The organism is Ketogulonicigenium robustum, assembly GCF_002117445.1.
Taxonomy (GTDB): Bacteria; Pseudomonadota; Alphaproteobacteria; order Rhodobacterales; family Rhodobacteraceae; genus Ketogulonicigenium; species Ketogulonicigenium robustum.
In genome coordinates this window covers 1,466,160-1,490,223 of sequence record NZ_CP019937.1, presented here as the reverse complement: position 1 = coordinate 1,490,223, position 24,064 = coordinate 1,466,160, and the positions used below count along the sequence as shown (strand labels likewise).

Genomic DNA, 24,064 nt, shown 5'->3' with positions numbered 1-24,064 from the left:
ATGGATAGCTTTCAACAGCTGATTTACGGGTTTGGCGTCGCGTTGCAGCCGATGAACCTACTTTGGGCGCTGGTCGGGTCGGTGTTGGGCACCGCGATTGGCGTGTTGCCAGGCATTGGTCCTGCGTTGACGATCGCGCTTTTGCTGCCGGTCACCATCTCGATCGCGCCGACAGCGGCGTTCATCATGTTTGCGGGCGTTTTGTACGGGGCGATGTACGGCGGCTCGACCACCTCGATCTTGATCAACACCCCGGGCGAGGCCGGTTCCATGATGACCGCGCTGGAGGGGAACAAGATGGCCCGCGACGGGCGCGGCGCACCGGCGCTGGCCACAGCCGCCATCGGATCGTTCGTCGCGGGGACGATTGCCACCATCGCGCTGACTTTTGTTGCCCCCAGCGTGGCCGAACTGGCCTTTATTCTGCGCCCCGCCGACTATTTCGCGCTGACTGTGCTGTCGTTTTGTTCGGTTGCGGTGGTGATGGGGGCCTCGCGGGTGCGGGGGTTCATATCGCTGTTCATCGGGCTGGCGCTGGGCACCGTCGGCATCGACCAGATGACCGGCCAGCCGCGCCTGACGTTCGGCGTCGCCGATCTGCTGGACGGCGTGGAGCTGACGGTCGTTCTGGTTGCCCTGTTTGCGGTGGGCGAGATTCTGTTCGTCGCCTCGCGCTATGACCGTAGTCAGGAAAAGCCGCTGAAAGTCGGCGGACGCTGGTTCACGCGCGAGGATTTTTGCCGCAGCTGGAAGCCTTGGTTGCGCGGCACGGTGATCGGCTTTCCTATTGGCACATTGCCAGCGGGCGGGTCGGAAATCCCCACAATGCTGAGCTATACGTTGGAACGTAAGCTGGCCAAAAAGCCCGAAGAATTCGGCCACGGCGCGATCGAGGGCGTCGCCGGCCCCGAGGCTGCGAACAACGCCGCTGCCGCAGGCATTCTGGTGCCGCTGCTGACGCTGGGCCTGCCGACATCGGCCACCGCTGCCATCTTGCTGGCGGCGTTCCAGAACTACGGCCTGCAACCGGGCCCCAACCTGTTCAATTCCAACCCCGAACTGGTCTGGGGGCTGATCGCGTCGCTGTACATCGGCAACGCCATGTTGCTGGTGTTGAACCTGCCGCTGGTGGGCATCTGGGTGAAGCTGCTGTCCATCCCGAAACCGCAGCTTTACGCGGGCATCCTGATCTTTGCGCTAATCGGGATTTGGGGCGTGTCAGGCTCGGTCGTCGATCTGATGCTGATGGTTGCCATCGGGCTGATGGGCTATGTCATGCGGGTATACGATTTCCCCATCGCGCCTGTGCTGATCGGGCTGATCTTGGGGCAGATGGCCGAAAACCAGCTGCGGGTCGCCCTTGCGTCGCGCCAAGGCAGCCCTTGGGTGCTGCTGGAAACGCCGACATCCGTCGTTTTGCTATTGATTGCTGCGGGCACGTTCCTTGTGCCGATGCTGCTGCGCCGCTTGCGCGCCGCCGCGTGATAACCCGAAAAAGAGAGAGAAAATGAAGACTTACGATGTGCGGGTCCACCCTTCCAGCGCCCGTCTGCCGCGGGAAGACCAGTTGGCGTGGCATATCGCCAGCTTCGCCGCGAACCCCGGCCCGTTGGATGCCGACGTGCTAGAGATGATCGCGTGCCGCATCGTCGACAATGCGGCGGTGGCTTTGGCGGCGATCAATCGCGGGCCGGTTGCATCGGCCCGCGCGATGGCGCTAGGGCACCCACGAAAGGGCGGTGCGACGCTGTATGGCCTGCCTGCCACCCAGCGGTTCGACGCGGAATGGGCCGCGTGGGCGAATTCTACTGCCGTGCGCGAGTTGGACTATCACGATACCTTTCTGGCCGCCGAATACTCGCACCCCGGCGACGCAATCTCGCCCCTGATCGCGGTGGCGCAGCAGATGGGCGTGTCGGGGGCCGATCTGGCCCGTGGGATCGCGGTGCACTACGAAGTCCACGTCGCGCTGGTGAAGGCGATCTCGCTGCATAAATACAAGAAAGACCACGCGGGGCATCTGGCCCCCGCGACGACCGCCGGCATCGGCGCGATGCTGGGCCTGCCGCCCGAGGTGATCTATCAAGCGGTGGGGCAGGCGGTGCACCTGTCGTTTTCGACCCGCCAAAGCCGCAAGGGCGAAATTTCCAGCTGGAAGGCCTATGTTCCCGGCTTCACCGGCAAGCTTGCAGTTGAATGCATCGACCGCGCCATGCGGGGCGAGGGGTCGCCATCGCCTATCTACGAGGGCGAGGATTCCGTCATCGCCTGGATGCTGGGCGGCAAGGACGACGTCTATCACGTTACCTTGCCCGAAGCTGGCGAAAGCCCCCGCGCCATTTTGGAAACCTATACCAAGGCGCATTCGGCTGAATATCAGGCGCAGGCACTGATCGATCTGGCGATCGAGATGGGCCACCAGATCCCCGATTGGGATCAGGTGAAAAGCATCGTCTTGGAAACCTCGCACCATACGCATCACGTGATCGGCACGGGCGCGGCAGACCCGCAAAAGTCCGATCCCGAGGCAAGCCGCGAGACGCTGGACCATTCGATCATGTATATCCTTGCCGTCGCACTGGAAGATGGCGCGTGGCACCATGTCGACAGCTACACGCGCGAGCGCGCCCGCGCGGCGGACAAGCGCGGTCTGTGGCACAAGATCACCACGGTCGAGCACCCCGATTGGACCGCCCGCTACCACGAACAAGACCCCGACAAGCGCCAGTTCGGCGGCAAGATCATCATAACCCTACGCGATGGCACGGTGATCGAAGGAGCGCGCGGCGTGGCCGATGCGCACCCCAACGGCAAGGCCCCTTGGGGGTGGGACGCCTATGTCGGCAAGCTGCAAACGCTGGCTGGCGCGGAATTGGGCAGCGAGGCGCTGGAACGTTTCACCGCTGCGGCCCATGCCCTTGCCACGCTTGCCCCGCCCGAGATCGACCTGCTAATTCCCGCCTTGCCCGCCGGTCGCGTCACCCCTGCCAGTGTCACTGGCGCAGGGATATTCGACCACGGGCTGTGATGCCGCGGCCCCCCAGGGGGCTGCCCATAGGGGCCGACCTGATGACAGACCAAGACGACAGCCTTGTTGACCGCGTGTACGACCGCCTGCTGGGGCAAATCCTTTCAGGTGATCTGGCCCCCGGCGCCAAGCTGTCCGAGCCGAAGATCGCAGCTGCCGACCAGATCAGCCGCGCGCCCGTGCGCGAGGCGATCCGGCGGCTGGAGGAGCGGGGCCTTGTCACGCACCGTTTGCGGCAAGGGGTGCGCGTCATCGTGCCGGACGAGGCGATGCGCGCCAACCTGATGGCCGTGCGCGGCGCGCTAGAGGGGTTGGCCGCCCGCCAAGCCGCCCAGAATGCAACCGAGGACGAGCTGAAAACCCTCGCCACTATGCTGGACGCGCACCGCGATGTTTTGGAACGCGACGGGCCACTGGATTACTGGCAGTCGCGCGCGAATACCGACTTTCACCACCGCGTGGCCACCATGTCGCGCAACACCCATCTGATCGACCTGATCAACGACCGCTTTTGGCCGTTGTTCCAGTTGGTCCGCCGCGCCCGCCGCGACGAGGCTGGCCGTATCCGGCGATCGTATGTCGAACACCGCCGCATCGCGAATGCCATCATCGAACGCGATGGCGATGTGGCCGAACTGCTGATGCGCCGCCATATCGAGGCGGCCTTCGTCACCTGATATCCCTTGGGAGGGGGAGGATATGACCTATCTGGTTGCCACGGATCTGCCACACACACCCGCAGGGCAGCGCTTTCGCGCCTTGCTGGATCGTCCCGAAATCTTGCGCCTGCCGGGCGCACATAACGGGCAGGCCGCCCTGCAAGCCAAGGCGGCGGGTTTTGACGCGCTTTATCTGTCGGGTGCGGCCATGACGGCCAGCATGGGGCTGCCCGACCTTGGGATCATCACGGTGGACGAGGTGGCGTTTTTCATCCGCCAGATCGCCCGCGCCACCGGCTTGCCGCTGCTGGTCGACGGCGACACCGGCTATGGCGAGGCGCTGAACGTCATGCATATGGTTCGCGTATTCGAGGAAGCCGGCGCGGGTGCTGTGCATCTGGAAGACCAGCTTTTGCCCAAGAAATGCGGCCACTTGAATGATAAAAAGCTGGCCGGCGCGCATGATATGGCCGCCAAGGTCGCCGCCGCCGCGCGGGCCCGCCGCGATCTGGTTATTATCGCCCGCACCGATGCCGCCGCCAGCGAGGGGATCGAGGGGACGATCGCGCGCGCCAAGCTGTATGTTGCGGCGGGGGCCGATGCCATCTTCCCCGAGGCGCTGACCTCGGTCGAGATGTTCCGTCAGGTACGGGCGGCGTTGCCGGGGGTGAGGCTGCTAGCCAATATGACCGAATTCGGCCGCACCCCCGCGCTGACCGCGCAGGAGTTTCAGGATCTGGGCTATGATATGGTGATCTGGCCGGTGTCCAGCCTGCGCGTTGCGAACAAGGCGCAGGCGCGGCTGTACCAAACCATCGCGCGCGATGGGACGCCCGCCGCAATGATCCCCGACATGCAGACCCGCGCCGAGCTTTACGACCTGATCGGCCTGAACGCTTTCGAGGCGCTCGACACCTCGATCGCGCTCAGCGTTGCGCCTTAGCGGGCGGTCGCGCCTTCCAGCAAGGCCAGGCAGAATTGGGTGGCGCGGTCCATGTCTTGCACTGATACCCATTCCAGCGGGCCGTGGATGTTCTGCATGCCGGTGAACAGGTTGGGGGTGGGCACGCCCATCTCCGTCAGGCGCGAGCCATCTGTGCCGCCACGGATCGGCACTGATACAGGCTCGATCCCGACGGCGCGGGCTGCGGTGCGCGCCAGTTCGACAGGCGTCATGTCCTTTTCCAGCCAGTAGCGCATGTTGCGGTACTGCGGGCGGATGGTGCAGGTGATGCTGGCGCGCGGCTCGCCTGCGGCGACGGCATCACAGATCTTGCGCACCAGCGCGCCCTTGGCCTCTAACCCGTCCAGTTCAAAGTCGCGCAGGATCAGCGTAATGCGCATTTCGGACGAGCCGCCGGTCATCTCGGTGACGTGGATGAACCCCTCGCGGTCTTCGGTCACTTCAGGGGTCATTGTTGCTTGGGGCAGGGTTTGCACAATTTTGGCGGCCAGATGCACGGCGTTAACCATCTTGTCCTTGGCCTGACCCGGATGGATCGAGACGCCCTTGACCACGATCTGCACCCCGTCGGCCGAGAAGCTCTCGTACTCAATTTCGCCCACCGCGCCGCCGTCGAAAGTATAGGCGAAATCGGCCGCCAGATCTGCGGGCAGCCGCGCGTCCACGCCTTTGCCGATTTCCTCGTCAGGGGTGAATGCCAAGCGGATCTTGCCGTGCTTCAGCCCGGGCGTGGTCAGCAGGTGGTGCGCGGCGGTCATGATGATGCTGACACCGGCCTTGTCGTCGGCCCCGAGCAGGGTCGTGCCGGATGCGGTGATGATGTCCTCACCCACTTTTCGCGCCAGATACGGGTATTCGGCCGGAGACAGGATCAGGTCGGGGTTGTCGGGGTAGGTGATGTCGCCCCCGTTATAGCCGCGCACAACGCGCGGCTTCACACCCGTTGCGTTGAACTGCGGGGCGGTATCTACGTGGGCCAGCAGGCCGATGGTGGGGCCGTCGACGGTGGCGGGCACCGTTGCCAGAACTACGCCGTAATCGGTCAGCTGCACGTCTTGCGCCCCCATCTGCAGCAGTTCATCGCGCAGCAGCGTCATCATATCCAACTGGATTGCCGTGCTGGGCTGGCTGGTGCTGTCGGCATCACTTTGGCTGTCGATGGCGGCGTAGCGTACCAAGCGGTCTTCGACTTCACGGGCGAAAGACATACGGAATCCTTTCAATTTGGGCGACTCGTTGCCGGTTAGGGGGCGCGTTCGGGCTTGCGAAGTCAAGCCTGCCCTTGGCGCACCCCCGCTGCACGTCTACTAAACCCCAAAAGAAACCGGAGGCAGCGATGTGCGGGATTGTAGGCGTTTTGGGGCAGCACGAGGCTGCGCCCCTGTTGGTCGAGGCGCTGAAGCGGCTGGAATATCGTGGTTACGATTCCGCAGGGATCGCCACTGTCAACAATGGCGCGATAGGGCGGCGGCGCGCGGTGGGCAAGCTGGTGAACCTGTCCGACCATCTGGTACATGCCCCGTTGGCCGGGCGCGCAGGCATCGGGCACACCCGCTGGGCCACCCACGGTGCGGCGACCGAGGTAAACGCCCATCCGCACACGGGCCATGGCGTCGCGGTTGTCCATAACGGGATCATCGAAAACTACCGCGCGCTGGGCGCGGCGCTGGCGGATGAGGGCGTGTTGCCGACCTCGCAGACTGACACGGAAATCGTCGCGCTGCTGATTGGCCGCGCGTTGCAGGGCGGCGCAAGCCCCGCTGCGGCGGTGGCCGCGGTTCTGCCGCAGCTAGAGGGGGCCTTTGCCCTGTGCATGCTGTTCGAGGGGTACGACGACCTGATGATCTGTGCCCGCCGCGGCAGCCCGCTGGTGATTGGCCATGGCACGGGCGAGATGTTCGTGGGGTCGGACGCCATCGCGCTGGCACCGCTGACCGACCGCTTGACCTATCTGGATGAGGGCGACTGGGCGGTCATTACCCGCGCCGGTGCGCAGGTTTTTGACGCGCAGGGTGCGCCGGTCACCCGCCCGTTGCAGCGCATCGCGGTTGATCAGGCGCGGGTCGATAAGGCAGGTTACCGCCACTTCATGGCCAAGGAAATCGCCGAGCAGCCGACCGTCGTCGCGAACGCTTTGGCTGCCTATATCGACGAAGGTGGAATGCCCGCGCTGCCGGTTGATTTTACTGGTGTGGATCGCGTGGTGTTGGTGGCCTGCGGCACAGCCAGCTATGCTTGCCATGTCGCCAAATACTGGTTCGAGCAGATCGCGCGCATCCCAGCTGAAATCGACGTCGCTTCCGAGTTCCGCTACCGCGACCCCGTCCTGTCGCCGCGCAGCATGGCCGTTTTTGTCAGCCAATCGGGCGAGACGGCTGACACTCTGGCCGCGCTGCGCCATGTGCGGGGGCAGGTGGCGCAGGTTGTTGCGGTGGTGAACGTTCCCACATCATCCATCGCGCGCGAGGCTGATTGCGTTTTGCCGATCTGGGCGGGGGTGGAAATCGGTGTCGCATCGACCAAAGCCTTCACGTGCCAATTGACCGTTTTGGCGCTGATGGCGCTACAAGCGGCAAAGGCCCGCGGCACGATAGATGATGCCCAAATTGCGGCGCACGTGCAGGGCTTGCGGTCAGTCGCGGGGCTAATGAACGTGGCGATTGATGGCGCAAACGCCTATCCTGCGGTGGCCCAACAGTTGGCGCAAGCACGCGACATCTTGTTTCTGGGGCGCGGGCCGATGTTCCCTCTGGCACTGGAGGGCGCGTTAAAGTTAAAAGAAATCAGCTATATTCATGCTGAAGCTTATGCATCAGGTGAGCTGAAGCACGGCCCCATCGCGCTGATTGATGCCGACGTGCCTGTGATTGTATTCGCGCCGCCCGATGGTCTGTTCGACAAAACCGTATCGAACATGCAAGAGGTCATGGCACGCCACGGTAAGGTACTGCTAGTCAGTGACGCGCACGGGATAGCCGAAGCGGGCGAAGGTGTGTGGGCGACTATCACCATGCCCAGCGTCGATGCAGTTTGGGCGCCGATCTTGTATGCGGTGCCTGCCCAGTTCCTAGCCTATTACACAGCGGTGGCCAAGGGCACGGATGTCGACCAACCGCGCAACCTTGCCAAGTCAGTCACGGTTGAATAGCGCGGCCTAGTCCAGCCACAGGTCCTGCAAGCCCGAAACTGGGGTGGCAATCGTGGTGCCACCCAGTCGCGCGGCCTGTGCGCGCAGGCCCAACTGTTGCGCTGCGCCGATAGCATCGCAGCGCCCGTCCGGCCCGATGGTGGCTGCGATTCCGCGTAAAAACAGGGCCAGTCCCGCTGCCGCCTGTCGCACGCCGTCGGCCATATGCAGGTTGCCGGTGCTGTCCGGCCCCAAACGGCTGAGCATCACGCCCAGCTCGGCGTCCAATGTGCCGAGGCTGATCGCCAGGCCTTCGGCTTCAACCGCGGTGCGGCGCAGCACGGTGGACAGGTCTTCACGGGTATTGATTTTTCGCATGGCGCTCATTGCAGTTTTCCTGTGACGGCTTCGATACAGTGCAGCAGCGCTTCTTTGGTGAAGGGCTTTGCGATGAAGTTGTTCATGCCGGCCTTGCGGCCACGTTCGATCAGTTCCTTGCTGGCGGTGCCGGTGATCAGGATAAAACCAATCCGCTGGGTTGATCGGTTCGCTCGCAGCGCCTCTAGCAATTCCAGCCCGTCCATGCCGGGCATGTTGTAGTCCGAAATCACCAAATGCACTGGCGAGGCCACGAGGCGGTTCAGGGCCTTTTCGCCGTTCGCTTCGTACTGGACTTTGGTTATGCCCGCCCAATCCAGCGCTTGTTCAATCAGGGCGCGGCTGACGGTCATGTCGTCGACAACCATCACCTGCAGGTTTGCCTTCAATGGCATCGCGGTCTCCTCGGGGTCTTAATGCGAAGGGCTGGTGGGGGTGACCAGCTGATATTGAGTGGCGCCGGTGATGCGGAACTGTTGTGCCGCAGGGCCGTCGACACGTTCGGAATGGCCGATAAACAGCGCGCCGTCGCTCGACAGCACAGTAGCGAAGCGTTGCCACAGGCTGCGGCGCATATCTGTGTCAAAATAGATCACCACATTGCGGCAAAAAATGACGTCGAACGTGCCGCTGAACGGCCAAGGCTGGTGCAGGTTCAACTCGCCAAACCGCATGATGGCCTTCAGGGCCGGCTTGGCCGTAAAACTGTCGCCCTGCTGGTCGAAATACTTGCGAAGGCGCTGCCCGCCGATCGCCGCAATGGTGTCGGTGGGATAGACGCCGGATTCGGCGCGAGCGACAACCTCGGGGTCGATGTCGGTCGCCAGTATCAGAACATCGTGCTGCGCCGCATCGGGAAAGGCATCCAGCACGGTCATCGCCATCGAATAGGCCTCCTCGCCCGAGGAGCACGCCGCAGACCACAGCCGCACACGCCCGCCCGCCTTCGCCCGCGCTATCAGTTGGGGTAGCACATCGCGCGCAAGCGCATCGAAATGGTGCCCCTCGCGGAAAAAGGCTGTCACGTTGGTGGTGATCGCCGAGAGGAGGTGGCGTCTTTCCTCTTTGCCGCGGTCGCTGTCCAGCAGCGTGCAGTAAGCCCCGAAGTCGGCCATATTCAGCGCGCGCAGGCGTTTGGAGAGGCGCGCGACCAGCAGGCCGCGTTTTGCCTCGCTCAGCACTATGCCGGTGTCGCTGTGGACGATCTGCGACAGCTTGCCGAATTGGGCCGCCGTCATCGCGGGTGCGGTGTCTTGCGCTGTCAGCATGAGGAGAAGCCCTCGGTGCCCGGTAGTAATTGGGCTAGGTCGATTTTGCGCAAAATGCGGCCGTCGTCGAACGTGGCCATGCCCGAGATAAACTCGCGCGAGGGGTCGGAGGCGATGTCGGGCACCGCCCGAATCTGCGCGTCATCGATCGTGACGATGTCCGAGACCAGCTCCGCCAGCAGGCCCACAACCTTGCCGTCATACAGAACGATGATGATTACGTGGCGGGGCGAGGGTTCTGTCGGTGCAAAGCCCAACCGAGCCGCGAGATCGACCACCGCCACCACCGCGCCGCGCAGGTTGATGACGCCTTTGATGTAGGGCGGCGCGTGCGGCAGCACGGTCGCGGGCGCCCAACCGCGAATTTCCCGCACGAGGCCGATGTCGATGCAGAAGTCCTGCCCCGCCAGTTTAAAGGCGACCACGTCGTTTTTACCAATGGAATTATGCGTGATGGACTGAAGCATGCTCAGGCGCTCGCTGCTAGGGAACGGGTTCGGTCGCTGCCCGAGGCAAGAACGATTTCCTCGGGGTCGATGATAAGGGCAATCTGACCGTCGCCCAGAATAGTCGCCGCCGAGACGCCGGCGACGCGACCGTAGTTTTCCTCGATACTTTTGATCACCACCTGCCGCTGGTCGACGATGCCGTCGACGTGCAGGGCCGCGCGTTTTTGGCTGTCGGTCTCCACCACGATCAGGACGCCATCTTCCAAGGGCGTGGGGGTGTCACGCATTGCAAAAGCGCGCCCCAGATCGATAATCGGGATCATGTCGCCACGATTGCTGATCATGCGCCCGCTGTCGCCTAGCCGGTGCAGTTCCGATACGGCGGGACGCAGGGTCTCCTGCACCGAGGTTATGGGCAGCACCATGGTTTGGTCGCCCAACTGAACCAGCATCCCCTCCAACACCGCAAGGGTAAGGGGAAGGGTAATGGCAAAGGTTGTGCCTTTCCCCTCGACCGAGGTGATCATGACGCGCCCGCCAAGGGCCATGATTTCGCGCCGGACGACATCCAGCCCGACGCCGCGTCCCGAAATGGCCGAAACTTCGGCCTTGGACGAAAACCCTGGAAGGAACAGCAGTTGGTCGATTTCCGACGGTGTCAGCTGGGTACCGGGCAGGATCAGGCCACGGTCTTCGGCGATCTGACGCACGCGCGGGCGATCGATGCCGCCGCCATCGTCCGAGACCTCGATCTGCACCCGCCCCGACCTATGGGCCGCAGACAATGTGATTGTGCCTTGCAACGGTTTTCCGCGGCGCTGACGCGTCACTTCATCCTCCAGCCCGTGGTCGACCGAGTTGCGGATCATATGTGTCAGCGGGTCCATCAACCGCTCGATCATGGTTTTGTCGACTTCGGTCTGCTCGCCCGTGGTGATCAACTGCACGGGTTTTCCCGTGGCATCGGCTGCCTCGCGCAGGATGCGGTGCATGCGCTGGAACACCAGCTTCAGCGGCTGCGCGCGGATCGCCATGACGCTTTCCTGAATTTCACCAGCTAGCTGCCGGATAGCATCAAGGCCTGCCGTAACATCCAGATCCTGTGCCAGCCCTGCCGTCTGAATAATGCGGGAAAGCATAGCCTCTTTAATGACCAACTCACCGATCATGTTCATCAGCCTGTCGACACGGTCCAAGTTGACGCGGATGCTTGCGGTCGCCTCGGCGGTGGGCGATGGGGCGGCGGCGGGCGCGTTGCTGGGTACAGGGTCCGGTACCGCGTCGAAATCGATCACGATGGGGGTGAAGGCGTCGTCATCCTGCACGATCGGTGCAATTTCCAGATCGCAACAATCTACGACAAATTCAAAGACAGCGCGCACTTCTGACAGGTCGGCCGCCGTTCGCAGCGTGATGTGCCATTGCAGCGCGGGTTCAGCGGCGGTCCAATCCTCCAACGAGGGAAGGGCGTCTTGCTGTAGGGTGACGGTCATGTCGCCCAATTTTTGCAACGCGACCAACAGGGCAAGAGGGTCGTTGCCCGAGCGGTACAGCGCCGCATGCGGGGTGAAACGAATGGTAAAGCCAGATTCGTCCCCCTCGGGCATCGCGAAGTCCAGCAAAATGGGGGTGAAAGCTACCGCATCGTCACTCCCGCCGCCGCCGATCAGCCGGTCTAGCTCGGCCAAAAGCGCGTCGACACGGGGCTGGTCGGCAGGGCTATCCTGCCGCGCGGCGGCGATCAGGTCGGCCAGGCAATCGGCGCAGCGATGCATCACAGGCATCACCTGCTGGTCTGCGGCGGCACGATCGCTGCGGATCAGGTCGAGCACGGTTTCAAACCGATGTGCAAAAGTCACCAGCACGCTGAGGCCAAACGCCGCCGCGCCACCTTTGACCGAGTGAACGGCGCGAAAGACAGCGTGGACCGTTTCCTTGTCGTGGCACGGTGTCTCCATCTGGCGCAAGCCTGCGGCCAAGCTGTCCAGCAGCTCGTCGCACTCGACAAAGAATAGATCACGCAACTCGTCCATTTCAGCCATGCCGTTAACGTCCCAAGACGCGGTCGATCACGGCGACCAGCTTGTCGTCTTCGAACGGTTTCACAATCCAGCCAGTCGCGCCGGCCTGCCGCGCACGCGCCTTCAGGTCGTCGCCGCTTTCGGTGGTCAGTACCAAAATGGGAACGTCGGCGTGCGATTTGCTGGCGCGCACGGCCTCGATCACGCCAAAGCCGTCCATGCGCGGCATATTGATGTCGGTGATGATCAGGGCAGGGTCGGCGTCCATCAATGTGCCGACGCCTTCCACGCCATCAGCCGCCAGAAACACGTCGAAACCCGCGTTGCGCAGCGCGCGCGCAACCAAGCTGCGGATGGTCGGGGAATCGTCGATTGCAAGAATGCGGGCGCTCATTGCAACACCTCGGCACCCATCACCTGCAGTGTGGCTGCTGCGTCTAGTGTCCAGCCGCTTATCGTGAACGGCACCCCATCGCTTTCCCACTGTTTGCGTGCGACCAGCAGGACTTCCACCCCCAGCCCACCGATCCGCTGCACAGGCTGCGCATCCAGCTGCAGCGCCGTACCGCGATGAGGCAGAAGCTGCGCGGCCAAGGCAGTTGCTGCCTTTCGGTCGAGTATTACGGGCAGGATGAGGGCGGTCACGGCATTCCCCTTGATCTGGCAGGCGCTGCGCGGGGCGGGCCCTGCGAGCAGTGTTTCCGAATCGCTAGCAGGTGCCGCTTAACAATCTGTTGCCATGCGTTCGCGCCGCCGCTGAACTTTTCTTAACTTTTCTGCGCCACCCTAGAGCCACGATATGAAGGAGCCTGCCGTTGTCCGAACCCCTGCTGCTGATCGTCGATGCCGACAGCACACGCCGACACCATTTGATCCGTGCCTGCCTGCTGGCCGCGCCTGGGATGCGCGTGGCCGGTGCGGGCCACGCGAGCGAGGCTGAAATGCTGCTGGATGCGCGCCGCCCCCAGCGAATTGCTGTCGCAGATGGGGTGGAAAACCGTGCGAGTGTTATCGCCAAGGCGCGTATAACGGGGGTCGATTGCTTGATCTTTGCCGCGGGCGGCGGGTCGTTTTCGGAAATGGCGCAGCAGATCATCAGTGGCATTCGCGTGCATCCGCCCGCCTCGGTGGTGACGTATGGCGCAGCGATTTCACAGCTTATTCTGATCGGCGCGTCCACCGGTGGCATTGCCGCAATCGAGAAAATTTTAACGACATTTCCCGCAGACTGCCCGCCGGTTCTTCTCGTCCAACACATCCGCGATGGCTTTGCCGAAGGGTTTGTGCGCCGCTTGGATCAGATTCTGGCGCCGCAGGTGCGCGTCGCGGCCGAGGGCGTGATTCTGACACCCGGAACCATCCACGTTGCAGCACGATCCGACCGTCATCTGGGCGTCACGCGGCGGGCAGGGGTGTTGCGATCACGGCTGCTGGCGGGGCCGCCGGTCGCGGGGCATAGCCCGTCGGTCGACGTCTTGTTTTCCGACGGCGCTGCACTAGCACCCGAGATTGACGTGCGTGCTGCGTTGCTGACGGGCATGGGGGCCGATGGTGCCAACGGCATGTGCGCCATCTACGACGCGGGGGGCCATACCATCGCGCAGGATCGCGACAGTTCGGTCGTCTGGGGCATGCCGCGCATGGCAGTGGAACGTGGCGGCGTGTCCGAAGTTTTGCCACTGAACCGTATTGCAGCCGCGCTCCTACGAACGGGTGAAGCCGCGCGCGCGCCCGCGCCGCTACGGTAAGGGAGCTTCAGGTGAGCCTGACCCGCCACAAAACAATTCATGTCGTGCAGGGTGATTGCGCGATTTCCGATGATCCGTCGGTGATGATTACGACGGTTCTCGGCTCGTGCGTATCCGCCTGCATCTTTGATATGCAGCGGAATATCGGGGGCATGAACCACTTTTTGCTGCCTGACGCAGGGCGCGACGCCGGTGATAACCGCTACGCCGCCGCCGCGATGGAGCGGTTGACCAACGGTCTTTTGCGTCAGGGCGCGGTGCGCGGGCGCCTGCAAGCCAAGATTTTTGGCGGCGCACGCATCGTGGCGGGGCTGTCGGATATTGGCCAACGCAACGCGCTGGCGGCGCGCGAATTTCTTGCAGCTGAAGGTATTCCCATTCTGGCCGCCGACCTTGGCGGCACCGAGGCGCGCCGTATCCGGTTTTGGCCTGTCGGGGGACGCGTGCAACTTTTGCTGCTGGGCGCCGCAGACTCGCCCGTACGCGAGGCGCCAACCCGACCCGTCGCAGGTGCAATCGAGATTTTCTAATCGCCGCATGCCGGCACGACTTTTGACGAGGGTATTATGGTCAGGAATATGCGCGTTGCGCCGCTGATTGCTTTGGGTTTTGCCCTAATTTTGGCTCTTGCGGCGGGCTTCAGCGGCCTGAGTTGGCTGCGCCTGCAAAAACTGGGCGATGTCGCTAGCTTGGGTGAAGCCGCCACGGCTTTGACGCTTGCGGCAGCAGATGTGGCCCTGCAAGCCGCCGAGCTGCGCAGCGCGCAGGAGCTGGGGGATGGCGGGCGTGTCGCGTCAATATCCGCCGCAATGCGTGCGCAAGCCAACGCATTGGCGCAGGCGGGTGTGATCGGCGCCGACACGCTCTATGCCACTGTCCGCGACCTGCCATTGGATCAGTGGCGACAGGCCGCCACTGCAATCGGCCCAATGGGCCCGCAAGCACAGGCTACCCTTGCAGCCGAGTTAGACGCGCTGATCGACCAAAGCGCGGCTCTGCGCGAGACAGCCCATGTCCAAGGCGACGCGTTGGCCGACCAATCGCGGGCGCTGATCGCCCAAACCATCCGCGAGGTTATGATCGGAAATGCCGTTTTGCTTGTCATGGGCGCGGGTATTGCCATCATCCTGTCGCAAAACCTTTCGCGGCGGATTGGCCGCTTGCTGCAGCAGACGACAGCACTGTCGGGTGGCAATTTGACGGTCGAAATCCCCGAAACTTCGGCCCACAGCGAGATTGATCAGATCACGCGCGCTTTGGGAGTGTTCAAGAAAAACGCGCTGGAACAGCAGCGCTTGGCCGCCGAAAAGCGACGTGCAGACGACGAAAATACGCAGCGGCTGGCAGACGCCGCACATCGGCAAACCCGTGTCGTCACCGATATTGGCGCCGGGCTTGAAAGGCTGGCACAGGGTGATCTGCGCACGCCGATCGGCAGTCCCGCTGCCGACCCCTTTCCGCAAGACTACGAATCGCTGCGGGCCGCCTTCAACCATGTTTTGCAGGTGTTAGCGGGCACGATGTCGCGCATTTCGGACGTTGCGGGACAAGTGCGCGGTGGGTCCGAGGAGATTACAGCGGCGTCACAAGACCTGGCCCACCGCGCCGAAACGCAGGCTGCGACGCTAGAGGAATCTGCCGCAGCCTTGAATGAACTGACCGAAAGCGTCCGATCGACCGCCGTGTTTGCCCGCGCCGCCGAAAAGGCGAGTCACGACAACCATGCCATCGCCGCCGAGGGCGCGGATGTGGTGCGCGATGCGGTGGGCGCAATGCGCGAGATCGAGAAATCCTCGGCGCAGATCACTCGTATCATTGGCGTGATCGACGACATCGCATTTCAGACCAACCTGCTTGCGCTGAATGCGGGCGTTGAAGCGGCCCGTGCGGGCGAGGCAGGCCGTGGTTTCGCTGTCGTCGCGTCCGAGGTGCGGGGGTTGGCCCAGCGGGCATCCGCTTCCGCGCGCGAGATCAAGGCACTGATTTCGCAAAGTGCCGCGCAAGTGCAGACCGGATCAGGGTTGGTGACAAAAGCAGGCGAAAGCTTGGCGCAGATTTTGGCCAAGGCGGGCGAGATGTCGCAGCAGGTCAGCTCGATTGCTGCGGCGGCGGATGAACAATCGAGCGGCCTTGGCGAAGTGAACATCGGCGTGAACCAGTTGGATCAGGTGACACAGCAAAACGCGGCCGTCGCCGAAGAATCCAACGCTGCCGCTGCATCGCTGCACGCCCGCGCCGACGAACTTGCGCGCGAGCTGAAAGCCTTTCAGATCAACGCTGTGTCGCCGGTGGTGCCCATCCGGCAAAATGTCGCGACGCCATCGGTCCGTCGCGCGCCAGCAGCGCATGCTGCGGCCATCCCTGAAAGGCGTCTACGCGCAGGCGGCGGAAAATTCATTGAATTCTAGTAAAATGGCCCGCCCTCATTACAAGGGCGGCCCATTTTACCATCATTGACGGCTTAGTCTTCGGACGGGGCCTCGGCTGCCTTCTTCGCGGCTGTCTTGCGGGGGGCGGCTTTGGTCGTTTTGGCCTTGGTCGCAGTTTTCGCTGCCGGTTTTTTTGCTGCGGGCTTTTTAGCGGCCTTTTTCACGGGTTTCTTTGCGGCCTTGGCTGCGATCAGTTCCAGCGCCTGCTCAAGTGTAATCGCCTCGGGCTCGATCTCCTTCGGGATCGTCGCGTTGACCTTTTCCCACTTTACATAGGGGCCATAGCGGCCGGGCATCACGGCGATAGCGCCACCATCGGGGTGATCGCCCAACTCTTTCAGGGGCTTCGCCGCAGCCGCGCGACCACGCCCACCGGCCAGCTTTTGCGCCAGCAGTTCGACTGCATGGTTCATGCCGATATCGAAGACGTCATCGACCGACTTCAGGTTTGCATAGGTTGTCCCGTGTTTGATGAACGGGCCGAAGCGGCCAAGGCCAGCCTCAATCATTACGCCATCTTCGGGGTGCGGGCCAACCTGACGCGGCAGGTTCAGCAAATCCAGCGCCTTTTCCAGCGTCAATTCTGACGCGGGCCATGTTTTGGGCAGGCTGGCGCGAGGCGGCTTTGGCACCTCTTCGGTCGCTTCTCCGCGTTGGACGTAAGGGCCGAAGCGGCCATCACGCAGGGTGATCGCGTCGCCTTCGTCGTGCCCCAGCAGGCGGCCGTCGGGGCCGATGGCGTCATTTGCAAGTTCGGGCGGGCCGAAGGGGCGGGTAAAGCGGCACTCGGGGTAGTTCGAGCACCCAATAAACGCGCCGCCGGTGCGCGCGGTGCGCATCGACAAATGACCCGTCCCGCAGTTGGGGCACGCGCGCGGGTCGGATCCGTCGGGCTTCGGCGGGAAGATGACGGGGGCCAGAACCTCGTTAAGTTTGTCCAGAACCTCGGTGATCCGCAGCTCGGTCGTCTCGCCCAAGGCCGCGGAAAAGTCGTGCCAGAACCGGCGCAGCACGTCCTTGTAATCGGCATCGCCCGAGGAGACCTTGTCCAACTGGTCCTCAAGATCGGCTGTAAAGTCGTATTCCACATAGCGTGGAAAGTAGTTTTCCAAGAAGGCCGTCACCAGCCGTCCCTTGTCCTGCGGGATCAGGCGGCCCTTGTCTTTTTCGACATAACCACGATCCTGAATGGTCGTGACGATCGACGCATAGGTCGACGGACGCCCGATGCCCAGCTCCTCCATCCGCTTGACCAGCGTGGCCTCGGTGTAGCGCGGGGGGGCTTGCGTGAAGTGTTGCTCGGGGGTGACGGCCAGCTTTTTCAGCGCCTCGCCCTGCATCATTTGGGGCAGGCGGCCTTCATCCTCGTCGGTACTGTCGTCGCGACCTTCCTCGTAGATCGCCAGAAAGCCGTCGAACAGCACCACTTGGCCGGTCGCGCGCAGGCCGACCTGACCATCGGCGGGGCCAATGTCAATGGTCGTCCGCTCCAGCCGTGCAGCCGCCATTTGGCTGGCAATTGTGCGTTTATAGATAAGGTCGTACAGTTTGCGTTGGTCGCTGTCGGTGATTTTCAACTGCTCGGCCGAACGCATCATATCGGTCGGGCGGATGCATTCGTGCGCCTCTTGCGCGTTTTTGGCCTTGTTTTTGTACATCCGCGGACTGGCGGGCAGGTAGTCAGCCCCGAACTTTTCACGGATGGCATCGCGAGCGGCGGCCACAGCCTCGGGGGCCATGTCGATGCCGTCCGTCCGCATATAGGTGATCAAGCCCGCTTCATACAGGCGCTGCGCGGCCGACATGGTCGCCTTGGCGCCCATGCCAAACTTGCGGCTGGCTTCTTGTTGCAGGGTCGACGTCATAAAGGGGGCCGAGGGGTGGCGCTGCGCTGGCTTCGCCTCGACCCCTTGCACGGCCAGCGCGCGCGAGCTGACGGCCTGCACAGCCATCTCGGCGGCGACCTGATTGCCAAGGTCGAACTTATCCAGCTTTTTGCCGGCCAGTGCCACAAGGCGCGCGGTGAAGATCTGCCCGCGCGGCGTTTCCATCTCGACCGAGACCGACCAGTATTCTTGGGCGCGGAATTTTTCGATCTCGACCTCGCGGTCGACGATAACACGCAGGCAGACCGATTGCACGCGCCCCGCCGATTTTGCGCCCGGCAGCTTGCGCCACAGAACCGGCGACAGGTTGAAGCCGACCAGATAGTCCAGCGCGCGGCGGGCCAGATAGGCATCAACCAGTGGGGTGTCGACTTGGCGCGGGTTCTGCATCGCCTCGGTCACGGCCGATTTAGTGATGGCGTTGAATACCACGCGGCTGACCGGTGTGTCTTTTTTGATCGCCTTGCGATCTGTCAGCGCCTCGACCAAGTGCCACGAAATCGCCTCGCCCTCGCGATCCGGGTCAGTGGCGAGGATGAGGTTCGGGTCGGACTTCAGCGCGTCGGCGATGGCCTTGATGTGCTTTTTGCTGTCGGCGTCGACTTCCCATTTCATGGTGAAATCGTGGTCGGTATCGACCGATCCGTCTTTGGGCGGCAAATCGCGCACATGCCCATACGACGCCAGAACCTGATAATCCGACCCTAAATATTTGTTGATCGTTTTGGCCTTGGCAGGAGATTCGACAACGACAACGGGCATATTGAACCTTTTCACTGGCCTGCGAAATCACACTGCCCCGATAGTGTCTTTTGCCCTTGTGGCGCAAGGGGGCGTGGTATCGCGTTCGACTGATAGTTAGGGGCGACCGCTGCCCAGCGCAACCAGCCCGCCGCCGGGACGGTGAATTACACCCTCTAATTCCAGATCGAACAACGCTAGGGTGACGGCGCGGGCATCCAGCCCCAGCGTGTCACGCAGCAGGTGTTCCGGCGTCGGGGTCACGCCGATCTGCGCCAGGATGCACGCCCTCGGGTCATCCGCATGCGGGCGCTGGGGCGGTGGGGCCGGTAGCGGCAGGGTTGCTTGGCGCGGGGTGGGGGTGTCCAGCGCTTCGAGAATGTCATGCGCGTCGCGCACCAGCAGCGCGCCGTCGCGCAGCAGCGCGTTGCAGCCGCCTGCACGCCCGTCCATCGGGTGGCCGGGCACGGCCATGACATCGCGCCCTTGGTCCAAAGCGTCGCGCGCAGTCAGCAGGCTGCCCGATTTCAGCGCAGCCTCGACCACCACCACGGCCTGCGCGAGGCCCGCGACAATGCGGTTGCGGGCGGGGAACTGGCGGGCGTGCGGTGGCGTGCCGGGGGGCAGTTCGCTGATCAGCAGGCCGTCTGCCGCGATTTTTGTGTATAATTCCTTGTTTTCAATAGGGTAGCATTCGTCGATCCCGCTGCCCATCACCGCGATTGTGCCGGTTTCCAGTGCGCCCTGATGGGCCGCGGCGTCGATCCCGCGCGCCAAGCCTGACACGATGACATGCCCTGCCGCGCCCAGCCCGCGCGCCAGTTCCCCCGCCATGCGCATCCCCAGAGACGATGCGTTGCGCGCCCCTATCAGCGCGACGGTCGGGCGCTGCAAAAGTGCGGTGTCGCCCTTGACCCACAAGAACGGCGGGGCGCCAGCGATTGTGCGTAAGTGTGCGGGGTAGATGGGGGAATTGCCTAACACCAAGCGCGCGCCGACACGGTGGCCGCGTTTCACCTCAGCCTCGGCCACGCCGCGCGGGCAGGGGGTGTAATCAACTTCGCCCGCCGCGCGGGCCATATCGGGCAGGGCCAGCAGCGCATCGCGTGCCGACCCGTGATCGTGCAGCAGCCGCCAGAACGTCGCGGCCCCCACGCGCCGCGAGCGATAGAGCTGCACCCAATCAACTGCGTCGTCCGCCATGCCCGCCCCCCTTTTTTGTCAGGGATCGCGGAACATGGTTAATGGGCGATTAACGGCCTAGTAGTCACGCTCGTAGAAAATACCGAGACTGGTGTCGCCTTCGCTGCTGGCGCTGCCTTTCACGGTCACTTCATCCGTCAGTTCTAGGTTCAGGTTGATAGCTGTCTCGTTCGTGCCGACGGTGACATCTGTATAAACATTGTCCGACAGGTATTTCCCCGCGCGAAGCGCCGCGTTTCCTTCGTCGTCCTGCGTAATATCCAGATCGTCCAGCCCTGCACCGGCGCGCAGGTTCTCGACAATGCCGCCGCCGCCCACGCCCATCAACGTGCCGACCGCCGCCGCCAGTTGCACCGCCTGAAACGCCGACAGCGATGACAGGTCACGGCCAAACAGCAACTGGGCGATTACTTCGTCCTGCGGCAGTTCGGGCTGCGAGGAGAACGTCACCGTCGGCTCGGAGATGGAACCGGCTAGCGTGACGTTGACGGTCGTGCCGCTGCTGGTTTTCGTTTCGGCCACCAGCTTCAGGACGGGGTTGAAGTCGCCTTCCAGCGATATGTTACCTTCGGTCAGGTCAAACCGCTGCTGCAAGATCGAAAGGCGGCCGCGCACCAGACTGAACTGCCCCATCGGGATGATATTGGCGGTTGTGCCGGTGACGCGCAGTTCGCCGCCCAATTCCGCATCCAGCCCGCGGCCGCGAATAAAGATGCGCCCCGGCGCGCGGATCGTCAGGTCAAGCGGATAGGCGACGCTGCTGCTGCGCCCGCCGCTTTCGCTGCTGCCAGCTTCGCCGCCCGTCAGCGACAGGCCTGCGCGGGCGAGTGTCTGGCGCACGTCCTGCGGGGCGCGGATGTGGTTAACCTCCGGAAGGCTTCCCAGCGCCCCTACGGATGACGAGGGGACCTGCACTTCGGTCTGGCCAAGGTCGATTGCACCCGCGATCATCGCGCCGCCGGTCAGCGGGCCCTTGATGGTAATGCGGCCCGATGCCGATGTTTCATAAAGCAGCGGGTCGCGCCGCGTGACGCCCTGCAGGTCCAGCACCAGATCGCCGGTGTAAGGCGCGGCCAGGCCGACCGGTCCCGACAGCACAAAACGCCCGCCATCGTTCGCACCTGCCGAGATATTGATCACCGCACGGCCGCTGCCCAGATTGACGGTGCCGCCGATGTCTGTCAGCGCCTGCGACAGGGTTGGCACGGCCAAGCGGCCATCGCTGATCCGCACCTGCCCCGAGACGTTCTCCAGCGCGGGTGCGCCATTGACGGCCAGATCAAACGTCGCCTGGCCGTTCAGGCGGGTGGGGTCGATGAACCCGTTCGCAAAGCTGAGCGGCGCGTTGCCGCGCAGTTGCATGTTCACAGGGCCTGCCGGATCAACCGTGCCCGACAATGTGCCTTGGCTGCCGCCCGGCCCTTGCGCGGTAGTGTTGACGACCCACAGCCCAGCCTGGTTCAGGGCGGCGGTGCCGGTTGCGGTGACGGGACCCGAAAACTCGGGGGTAAACACGCCGATGTTGGCAAGGCGCGCCTCGAACTGTGCCTGACCAGCGCTGCCTGCGCCCGACAGGTTGCCGGTAACAGTGAAATTCGGGAAAGCGACGTTCACGCCTGACAGTTCCAACCCGCCACCATCGCCGCGCACCGCACGCGCTGCGATGGTTCCCGTACCGCGCAGCAATGTGGCAGCGGCAGGAACGCCGGGGTCTATATCGACCGCTTGTCCGTTCAGCGTCAGGTCGAACTGGCGCGCGGATGCCAAGGCCGACCCGGAAATTGTGGCGTTGGCCGCACCGCTAAGCCTGCGCCCAGCGATGGCCGAAAACGCGGATAGGTCCGCGACCGCGGCTTTTGCCTCGCCGGCGAAGGCGGGGTCGGTCGTCAGGTTTGTGATGTTTCCGGTAATATCCGCAGTCACGGCGGGCAGGCGCAGGGCAAAGCCCTGTAGCGTTGCAGTGTCGGCATCTGTGCGGATGATACGCCCGGTAATGCTGCCGTCGCCTACCAAAATGGGGTCGATCTGGGGCTGGCCCAGCGACAGATTCTGGCTGTTGATGTCGACGGCCAGATCCAGTTGGCTGGCATCCAGACTGGCCGTGCCCTGCACGCTGACCCGCGCCGCGCCGCCCAGGTTTTGGCCAAAGGCCGCCGCATAGGGCGCGATGTCGGACATATCGGCGGTCAGGTTGACTTGCGCCGTTTCGCTTTGCGCCGGCTGGTGCACGGTGGCATTCAGGTTGCCACCGGGCAGGCTAGCGCCCAACTGGGCATCGATTGTGCCATCGGCAGTGCGCGCCGCGCTGCCCGACAGGGTTGCGGGGCCGGTCACGCCATCGACAACCACGCCCACATTGGCTAGCCGCGCGGTGACGGTCGCCGCGCTGGCGGCGGATGTAATGTTGGCGTTGCCATTGGCCGTCAGCTGCGGGCCGCTGATTTCAAAGCGCGGCACGCGCGTGCCGGTTTGGTCGCGCGCCGCCTCGATGCTGACGGTTGCGCGGCCGGCCAGCAAGGGGTCGACTTCGGCTATGCCGGTGCGGAGGTCTTGGGTGGTGCCGTTGATGGTCACCGTTGTTGCCAGATCGGCGGCGGCATAGCGGGCGTCAATTGTCAGATCGGCCCCGCCTGCCAGATCAATCCCGGCAAGGGCGGCAAAGCGCGACAGATCGTCGGCCTGCAAGGCAAGCTGCGCGTCGGCCACTAGCCCCGGCCCATCAAGGTCAACCGTACCGGTCAGGTTCGAGGTGATCCCCGGCCCGTTGACGCTGAGCGACTTGATTTGGAACGGCGCATCGCCCGCGCGCAGCAGCGAAAGCTGCCCCGAAATCGTCTCGCCCAGCGCTTGGTTGAGGGCGGGGTCGTTCGTGGCAACGCCGCTGGCACTATAGTCCAGATCGGCCGAGAAGCTGGTCGCGGCATTTGCGGGGTCGATCACCCCGCCGCCGGTCACCGTGATCAGAGGCACGGTGGCGGTCGGGGTTTTCAGGTCGTTAACCGTAATGTCGGCGCGCCATTCGTCGCCCGTGGCCGCATCAAAGCTGACATCCAGATCGGCCCGCCCGATCGAGATATCTTGTCCTGCAGGCAGGGTAACAGGGCCGCTGGCATCGGCGATTTCGCCCGTCAGGGAAAAGCTGGTCGGCCAGCCGTTCGCTGCGATCTCGGCCCGCCCTTGCAAGTCGAAGGCTTGGGTTTTGATCGCAAGGGTCGGCAGCGAAAAGCCACCGGCGGCCAGTCGCGTTCCATCGACTTTGATGGTCGAATTCTGGCCAAAGAACTCGTGATACTCGGCAGGCAGCAGGGCGGTCATATCGCCTTGAATATCCAGCGCGAATTGCTGGCCGGTTGCCGCGCCCTCCGCGTCCGCGACGGTCTCAACCCCGCCCGTACCGGTGATGCGCGGCACGCCGTCGGTCGCAAGGTTCAGGTTGGCCGTGTAGTTATCAATCGGGCCGGTGCCTTGCAACGTCAGATCGACCGAAGGGGCACCGGGCAGGTTCAATAGGCCCGAAAGCAGGCCGCCTTCGGGTTCTTTCAAATCCAGATCTAGCGCCAGCTGGCGCGTCGCATTGGAATAGCTGCCCGACAGCTCAATCGAGCCCTCGCGCGTTTCCATCAGGTAGGCGTCCAGCTTCACATCGCCAGCGCCGCCCGACAGGGTGGCATCGCCCGAGAGGGTGGCGATGACTTCCTCGCCCAAGAAACTCTCGCCCATTTCCAGCCGGTCCAGCTTCAGGCTGCCGATTTCCACGCTGACTGGCAGGTCGGGCAGCGAGAAGGGCTTGGCTTCGGGGGTTGGCGGCGCTGCCGGGTCGCCTTTAGGCGCGCGCAGCACCGAGATGCGCCCCGCGCCCAGTTCGTTAATGGCCAGACGGCGCTGGAACAGCGCCCCGCGGTTCCAATCCAGCACCAGATCTTCGGCGATCAGCCACACGCCGTCATCATCGGCGATGGTCATTCGCTCGATCGTGGCTTGCGACGACAGCAAGCCTTTGAAGCCGTCGATCTGCACGGTGCGGCCCGCGCCCGACAGGCTGTTTTCAATCAGGCCCGCCAGAAAACCGGGGTCGCGGTCTTGCTCTGGCGTTTGGGCGTAAAGGGCGGTGGTTGCGACAGAACACAGCAGCGCGGCAGCGAGGTAGTGTTTTTTCATGATCT

The 24,064-nt window shown here is 63.6% G+C and carries 19 protein-coding genes; 8 read left to right on the top strand and 11 right to left on the bottom strand.

All coding sequences use genetic code 11. The features are described 5' to 3' along the window. Genes BVG79_RS07460 through prpB form a run of 4 tightly spaced genes read left to right on the top strand, consistent with a single transcriptional unit; the run spans position 1 to position 4,630 of the window. Positions 1-1,485: a tripartite tricarboxylate transporter permease gene (locus BVG79_RS07460; RefSeq protein ID WP_085786336.1), complete on the top strand. Its 1,485-nt coding sequence runs from the start codon at positions 1-3 to the stop codon at positions 1,483-1,485. A 22-nt stretch (positions 1,486-1,507) separates the two neighbouring features. Next, complete coding sequence (locus tag BVG79_RS07455) at positions 1,508-3,028, top strand: MmgE/PrpD family protein (protein WP_085786335.1); 1,521 nt, start codon at positions 1,508-1,510, stop codon at positions 3,026-3,028. 41 nt (positions 3,029-3,069) lie between these two features. Further along, positions 3,070-3,705, top strand: a complete 636-nt coding sequence (locus tag BVG79_RS07450) for a GntR family transcriptional regulator (RefSeq protein WP_157115652.1) — start codon at positions 3,070-3,072, stop codon at positions 3,703-3,705. A gap of 22 nt (positions 3,706-3,727) precedes the next feature. Then, the gene (prpB, locus tag BVG79_RS07445; RefSeq protein ID WP_085786334.1) at positions 3,728-4,630 is read left to right on the top strand and encodes a methylisocitrate lyase; all 903 of its coding nucleotides are present in this window, start codon (positions 3,728-3,730) and stop codon (positions 4,628-4,630) included. Here the strand turns inward: prpB and pepT are convergent. Continuing rightward, the gene (gene pepT / locus BVG79_RS07440; protein ID WP_085786333.1) at positions 4,627-5,859 is read right to left on the bottom strand and encodes a peptidase T; all 1,233 of its coding nucleotides are present in this window, start codon (positions 5,857-5,859) and stop codon (positions 4,627-4,629) included. The genes prpB and pepT overlap by 4 nt on opposite strands. Positions 5,860-5,987: 128 nt before the next feature. On the opposite strand from pepT, the gene glmS reads away from it, so the two are divergent. After that, positions 5,988-7,799, top strand: coding sequence for a glutamine--fructose-6-phosphate transaminase (isomerizing) (gene glmS / locus BVG79_RS07435; protein WP_085786332.1), 1,812 nt, complete (start codon positions 5,988-5,990; stop codon positions 7,797-7,799). Between the two features lie 6 nt (positions 7,800-7,805). Here the strand turns inward: glmS and BVG79_RS07430 are convergent, their stop codons facing one another. Genes BVG79_RS07430 through BVG79_RS07400 form a run of 7 tightly spaced genes read right to left on the bottom strand, consistent with a single transcriptional unit; the run spans position 7,806 to position 12,539 of the window. Further along, positions 7,806-8,165, bottom strand: coding sequence for a hypothetical protein (locus BVG79_RS07430; RefSeq protein ID WP_236951331.1), 360 nt, complete (start codon positions 8,163-8,165; stop codon positions 7,806-7,808). Beyond that, positions 8,162-8,551 carry a response regulator gene (locus BVG79_RS07425; protein WP_085786331.1) on the bottom strand — a complete coding sequence of 130 codons (390 nt, stop codon included), beginning with the start codon at positions 8,549-8,551 and terminating at the stop codon, positions 8,162-8,164. Before BVG79_RS07425 ends, BVG79_RS07430 begins: the two co-directional genes overlap by 4 nt. Before the next feature lie 18 nt (positions 8,552-8,569). Beyond that, a complete protein-coding gene (locus BVG79_RS07420) occupies positions 8,570-9,424 on the bottom strand; it encodes a CheR family methyltransferase (RefSeq protein WP_236951330.1) in 855 nt (284 codons plus the stop codon). After that, positions 9,418-9,891, bottom strand: a complete 474-nt coding sequence (locus BVG79_RS07415; protein WP_085786330.1) for a chemotaxis protein CheW — start codon at positions 9,889-9,891, stop codon at positions 9,418-9,420. Before BVG79_RS07415 ends, BVG79_RS07420 begins: the two co-directional genes overlap by 7 nt. Positions 9,892-9,893: 2 nt before the next feature. After that, positions 9,894-11,915: a chemotaxis protein CheA gene (locus BVG79_RS07410; RefSeq protein WP_157115651.1), complete on the bottom strand. Its 2,022-nt coding sequence runs from the start codon at positions 11,913-11,915 to the stop codon at positions 9,894-9,896. Positions 11,916-11,919: 4 nt separating this feature from the next. After that, entirely contained in the window at positions 11,920-12,288 is a 369-nt protein-coding gene (locus BVG79_RS07405; protein WP_085786329.1) for a response regulator, read from the bottom strand. Continuing rightward, positions 12,285-12,539 carry an STAS domain-containing protein gene (locus tag BVG79_RS07400; protein WP_085786328.1) on the bottom strand — a complete coding sequence of 85 codons (255 nt, stop codon included), beginning with the start codon at positions 12,537-12,539 and terminating at the stop codon, positions 12,285-12,287. The genes BVG79_RS07405 and BVG79_RS07400 overlap by 4 nt, the downstream gene beginning before the upstream one ends. Positions 12,540-12,709: 170 nt before the next feature. Here BVG79_RS07400 and BVG79_RS07395 point away from each other — a divergent pair, with 170 nt between their 5' ends. Genes BVG79_RS07395 through BVG79_RS07385 form a run of 3 tightly spaced genes read left to right on the top strand, consistent with a single transcriptional unit; the run spans position 12,710 to position 16,050 of the window. Beyond that, positions 12,710-13,642, top strand: a complete 933-nt coding sequence (locus BVG79_RS07395) for a CheB methylesterase domain-containing protein (protein WP_085786327.1) — start codon at positions 12,710-12,712, stop codon at positions 13,640-13,642. Between the two features lie 11 nt (positions 13,643-13,653). Continuing rightward, the gene (locus tag BVG79_RS07390) at positions 13,654-14,172 is read left to right on the top strand and encodes a chemotaxis protein CheD (RefSeq protein WP_085786326.1); all 519 of its coding nucleotides are present in this window, start codon (positions 13,654-13,656) and stop codon (positions 14,170-14,172) included. 36 nt (positions 14,173-14,208) lie between these two features. Then, complete coding sequence (locus BVG79_RS07385; RefSeq protein WP_236951329.1) at positions 14,209-16,050, top strand: methyl-accepting chemotaxis protein; 1,842 nt, start codon at positions 14,209-14,211, stop codon at positions 16,048-16,050. A gap of 53 nt (positions 16,051-16,103) precedes the next feature. On the opposite strand, the gene topA is transcribed toward BVG79_RS07385, so the two are convergent. The 3 genes from topA to BVG79_RS07370 all read right to left on the bottom strand — a co-directional run bounded on the left by topA (position 16,104) and on the right by BVG79_RS07370 (position 24,059). Further along, complete coding sequence (gene topA, locus BVG79_RS07380; RefSeq protein WP_085786325.1) at positions 16,104-18,719, bottom strand: type I DNA topoisomerase; 2,616 nt, start codon at positions 18,717-18,719, stop codon at positions 16,104-16,106. Between the two features lie 96 nt (positions 18,720-18,815). Continuing rightward, on the bottom strand, positions 18,816-19,901 hold the full coding sequence (gene dprA, locus BVG79_RS07375) for a DNA-processing protein DprA (RefSeq protein WP_085786324.1): 1,086 nt from the start codon (positions 19,899-19,901) through the stop codon (positions 18,816-18,818). A gap of 57 nt (positions 19,902-19,958) precedes the next feature. Continuing rightward, positions 19,959-24,059 (bottom strand): translocation/assembly module TamB domain-containing protein, encoded by a 4,101-nt coding sequence (locus BVG79_RS07370; RefSeq protein WP_085786323.1) that lies wholly within the window; start codon positions 24,057-24,059, stop codon positions 19,959-19,961. Positions 24,060-24,064: the final 5 nt, after the last annotated feature.

Bases quoted from the DNA above. Each gene is read 5' to 3' on its own strand.
- BVG79_RS07460 (WP_085786336.1), top strand. From the start codon at position 1: ATGGATAGCTTTCAACAGCTGATTTACGGGTTTGGCGTCGCGTTGCAG.
- BVG79_RS07455 (WP_085786335.1), top strand. From the start codon at position 1,508: ATGAAGACTTACGATGTGCGGGTCCACCCTTCCAGCGCCCGTCTGCCG.
- BVG79_RS07450 (WP_157115652.1), top strand. From the start codon at position 3,070: ATGACAGACCAAGACGACAGCCTTGTTGACCGCGTGTACGACCGCCTG.
- prpB (WP_085786334.1), top strand. From the start codon at position 3,728: ATGACCTATCTGGTTGCCACGGATCTGCCACACACACCCGCAGGGCAG.
- pepT (WP_085786333.1), bottom strand. From the start codon at position 5,859: ATGTCTTTCGCCCGTGAAGTCGAAGACCGCTTGGTACGCTACGCCGCC.
- glmS (WP_085786332.1), top strand. From the start codon at position 5,988: ATGTGCGGGATTGTAGGCGTTTTGGGGCAGCACGAGGCTGCGCCCCTG.
- BVG79_RS07430 (WP_236951331.1), bottom strand. From the start codon at position 8,165: ATGAGCGCCATGCGAAAAATCAATACCCGTGAAGACCTGTCCACCGTG.
- BVG79_RS07425 (WP_085786331.1), bottom strand. From the start codon at position 8,551: ATGCCATTGAAGGCAAACCTGCAGGTGATGGTTGTCGACGACATGACC.
- BVG79_RS07420 (WP_236951330.1), bottom strand. From the start codon at position 9,424: ATGCTGACAGCGCAAGACACCGCACCCGCGATGACGGCGGCCCAATTC.
- BVG79_RS07415 (WP_085786330.1), bottom strand. From the start codon at position 9,891: ATGCTTCAGTCCATCACGCATAATTCCATTGGTAAAAACGACGTGGTC.
- BVG79_RS07410 (WP_157115651.1), bottom strand. From the start codon at position 11,915: ATGGCTGAAATGGACGAGTTGCGTGATCTATTCTTTGTCGAGTGCGAC.
- BVG79_RS07405 (WP_085786329.1), bottom strand. From the start codon at position 12,288: ATGAGCGCCCGCATTCTTGCAATCGACGATTCCCCGACCATCCGCAGC.
- BVG79_RS07385 (WP_236951329.1), top strand. From the start codon at position 14,209: ATGGTCAGGAATATGCGCGTTGCGCCGCTGATTGCTTTGGGTTTTGCC.
- topA (WP_085786325.1), bottom strand. From the start codon at position 18,719: ATGCCCGTTGTCGTTGTCGAATCTCCTGCCAAGGCCAAAACGATCAAC.
- dprA (WP_085786324.1), bottom strand. From the start codon at position 19,901: ATGGCGGACGACGCAGTTGATTGGGTGCAGCTCTATCGCTCGCGGCGC.
- BVG79_RS07370 (WP_085786323.1), bottom strand. From the start codon at position 24,059: ATGAAAAAACACTACCTCGCTGCCGCGCTGCTGTGTTCTGTCGCAACC.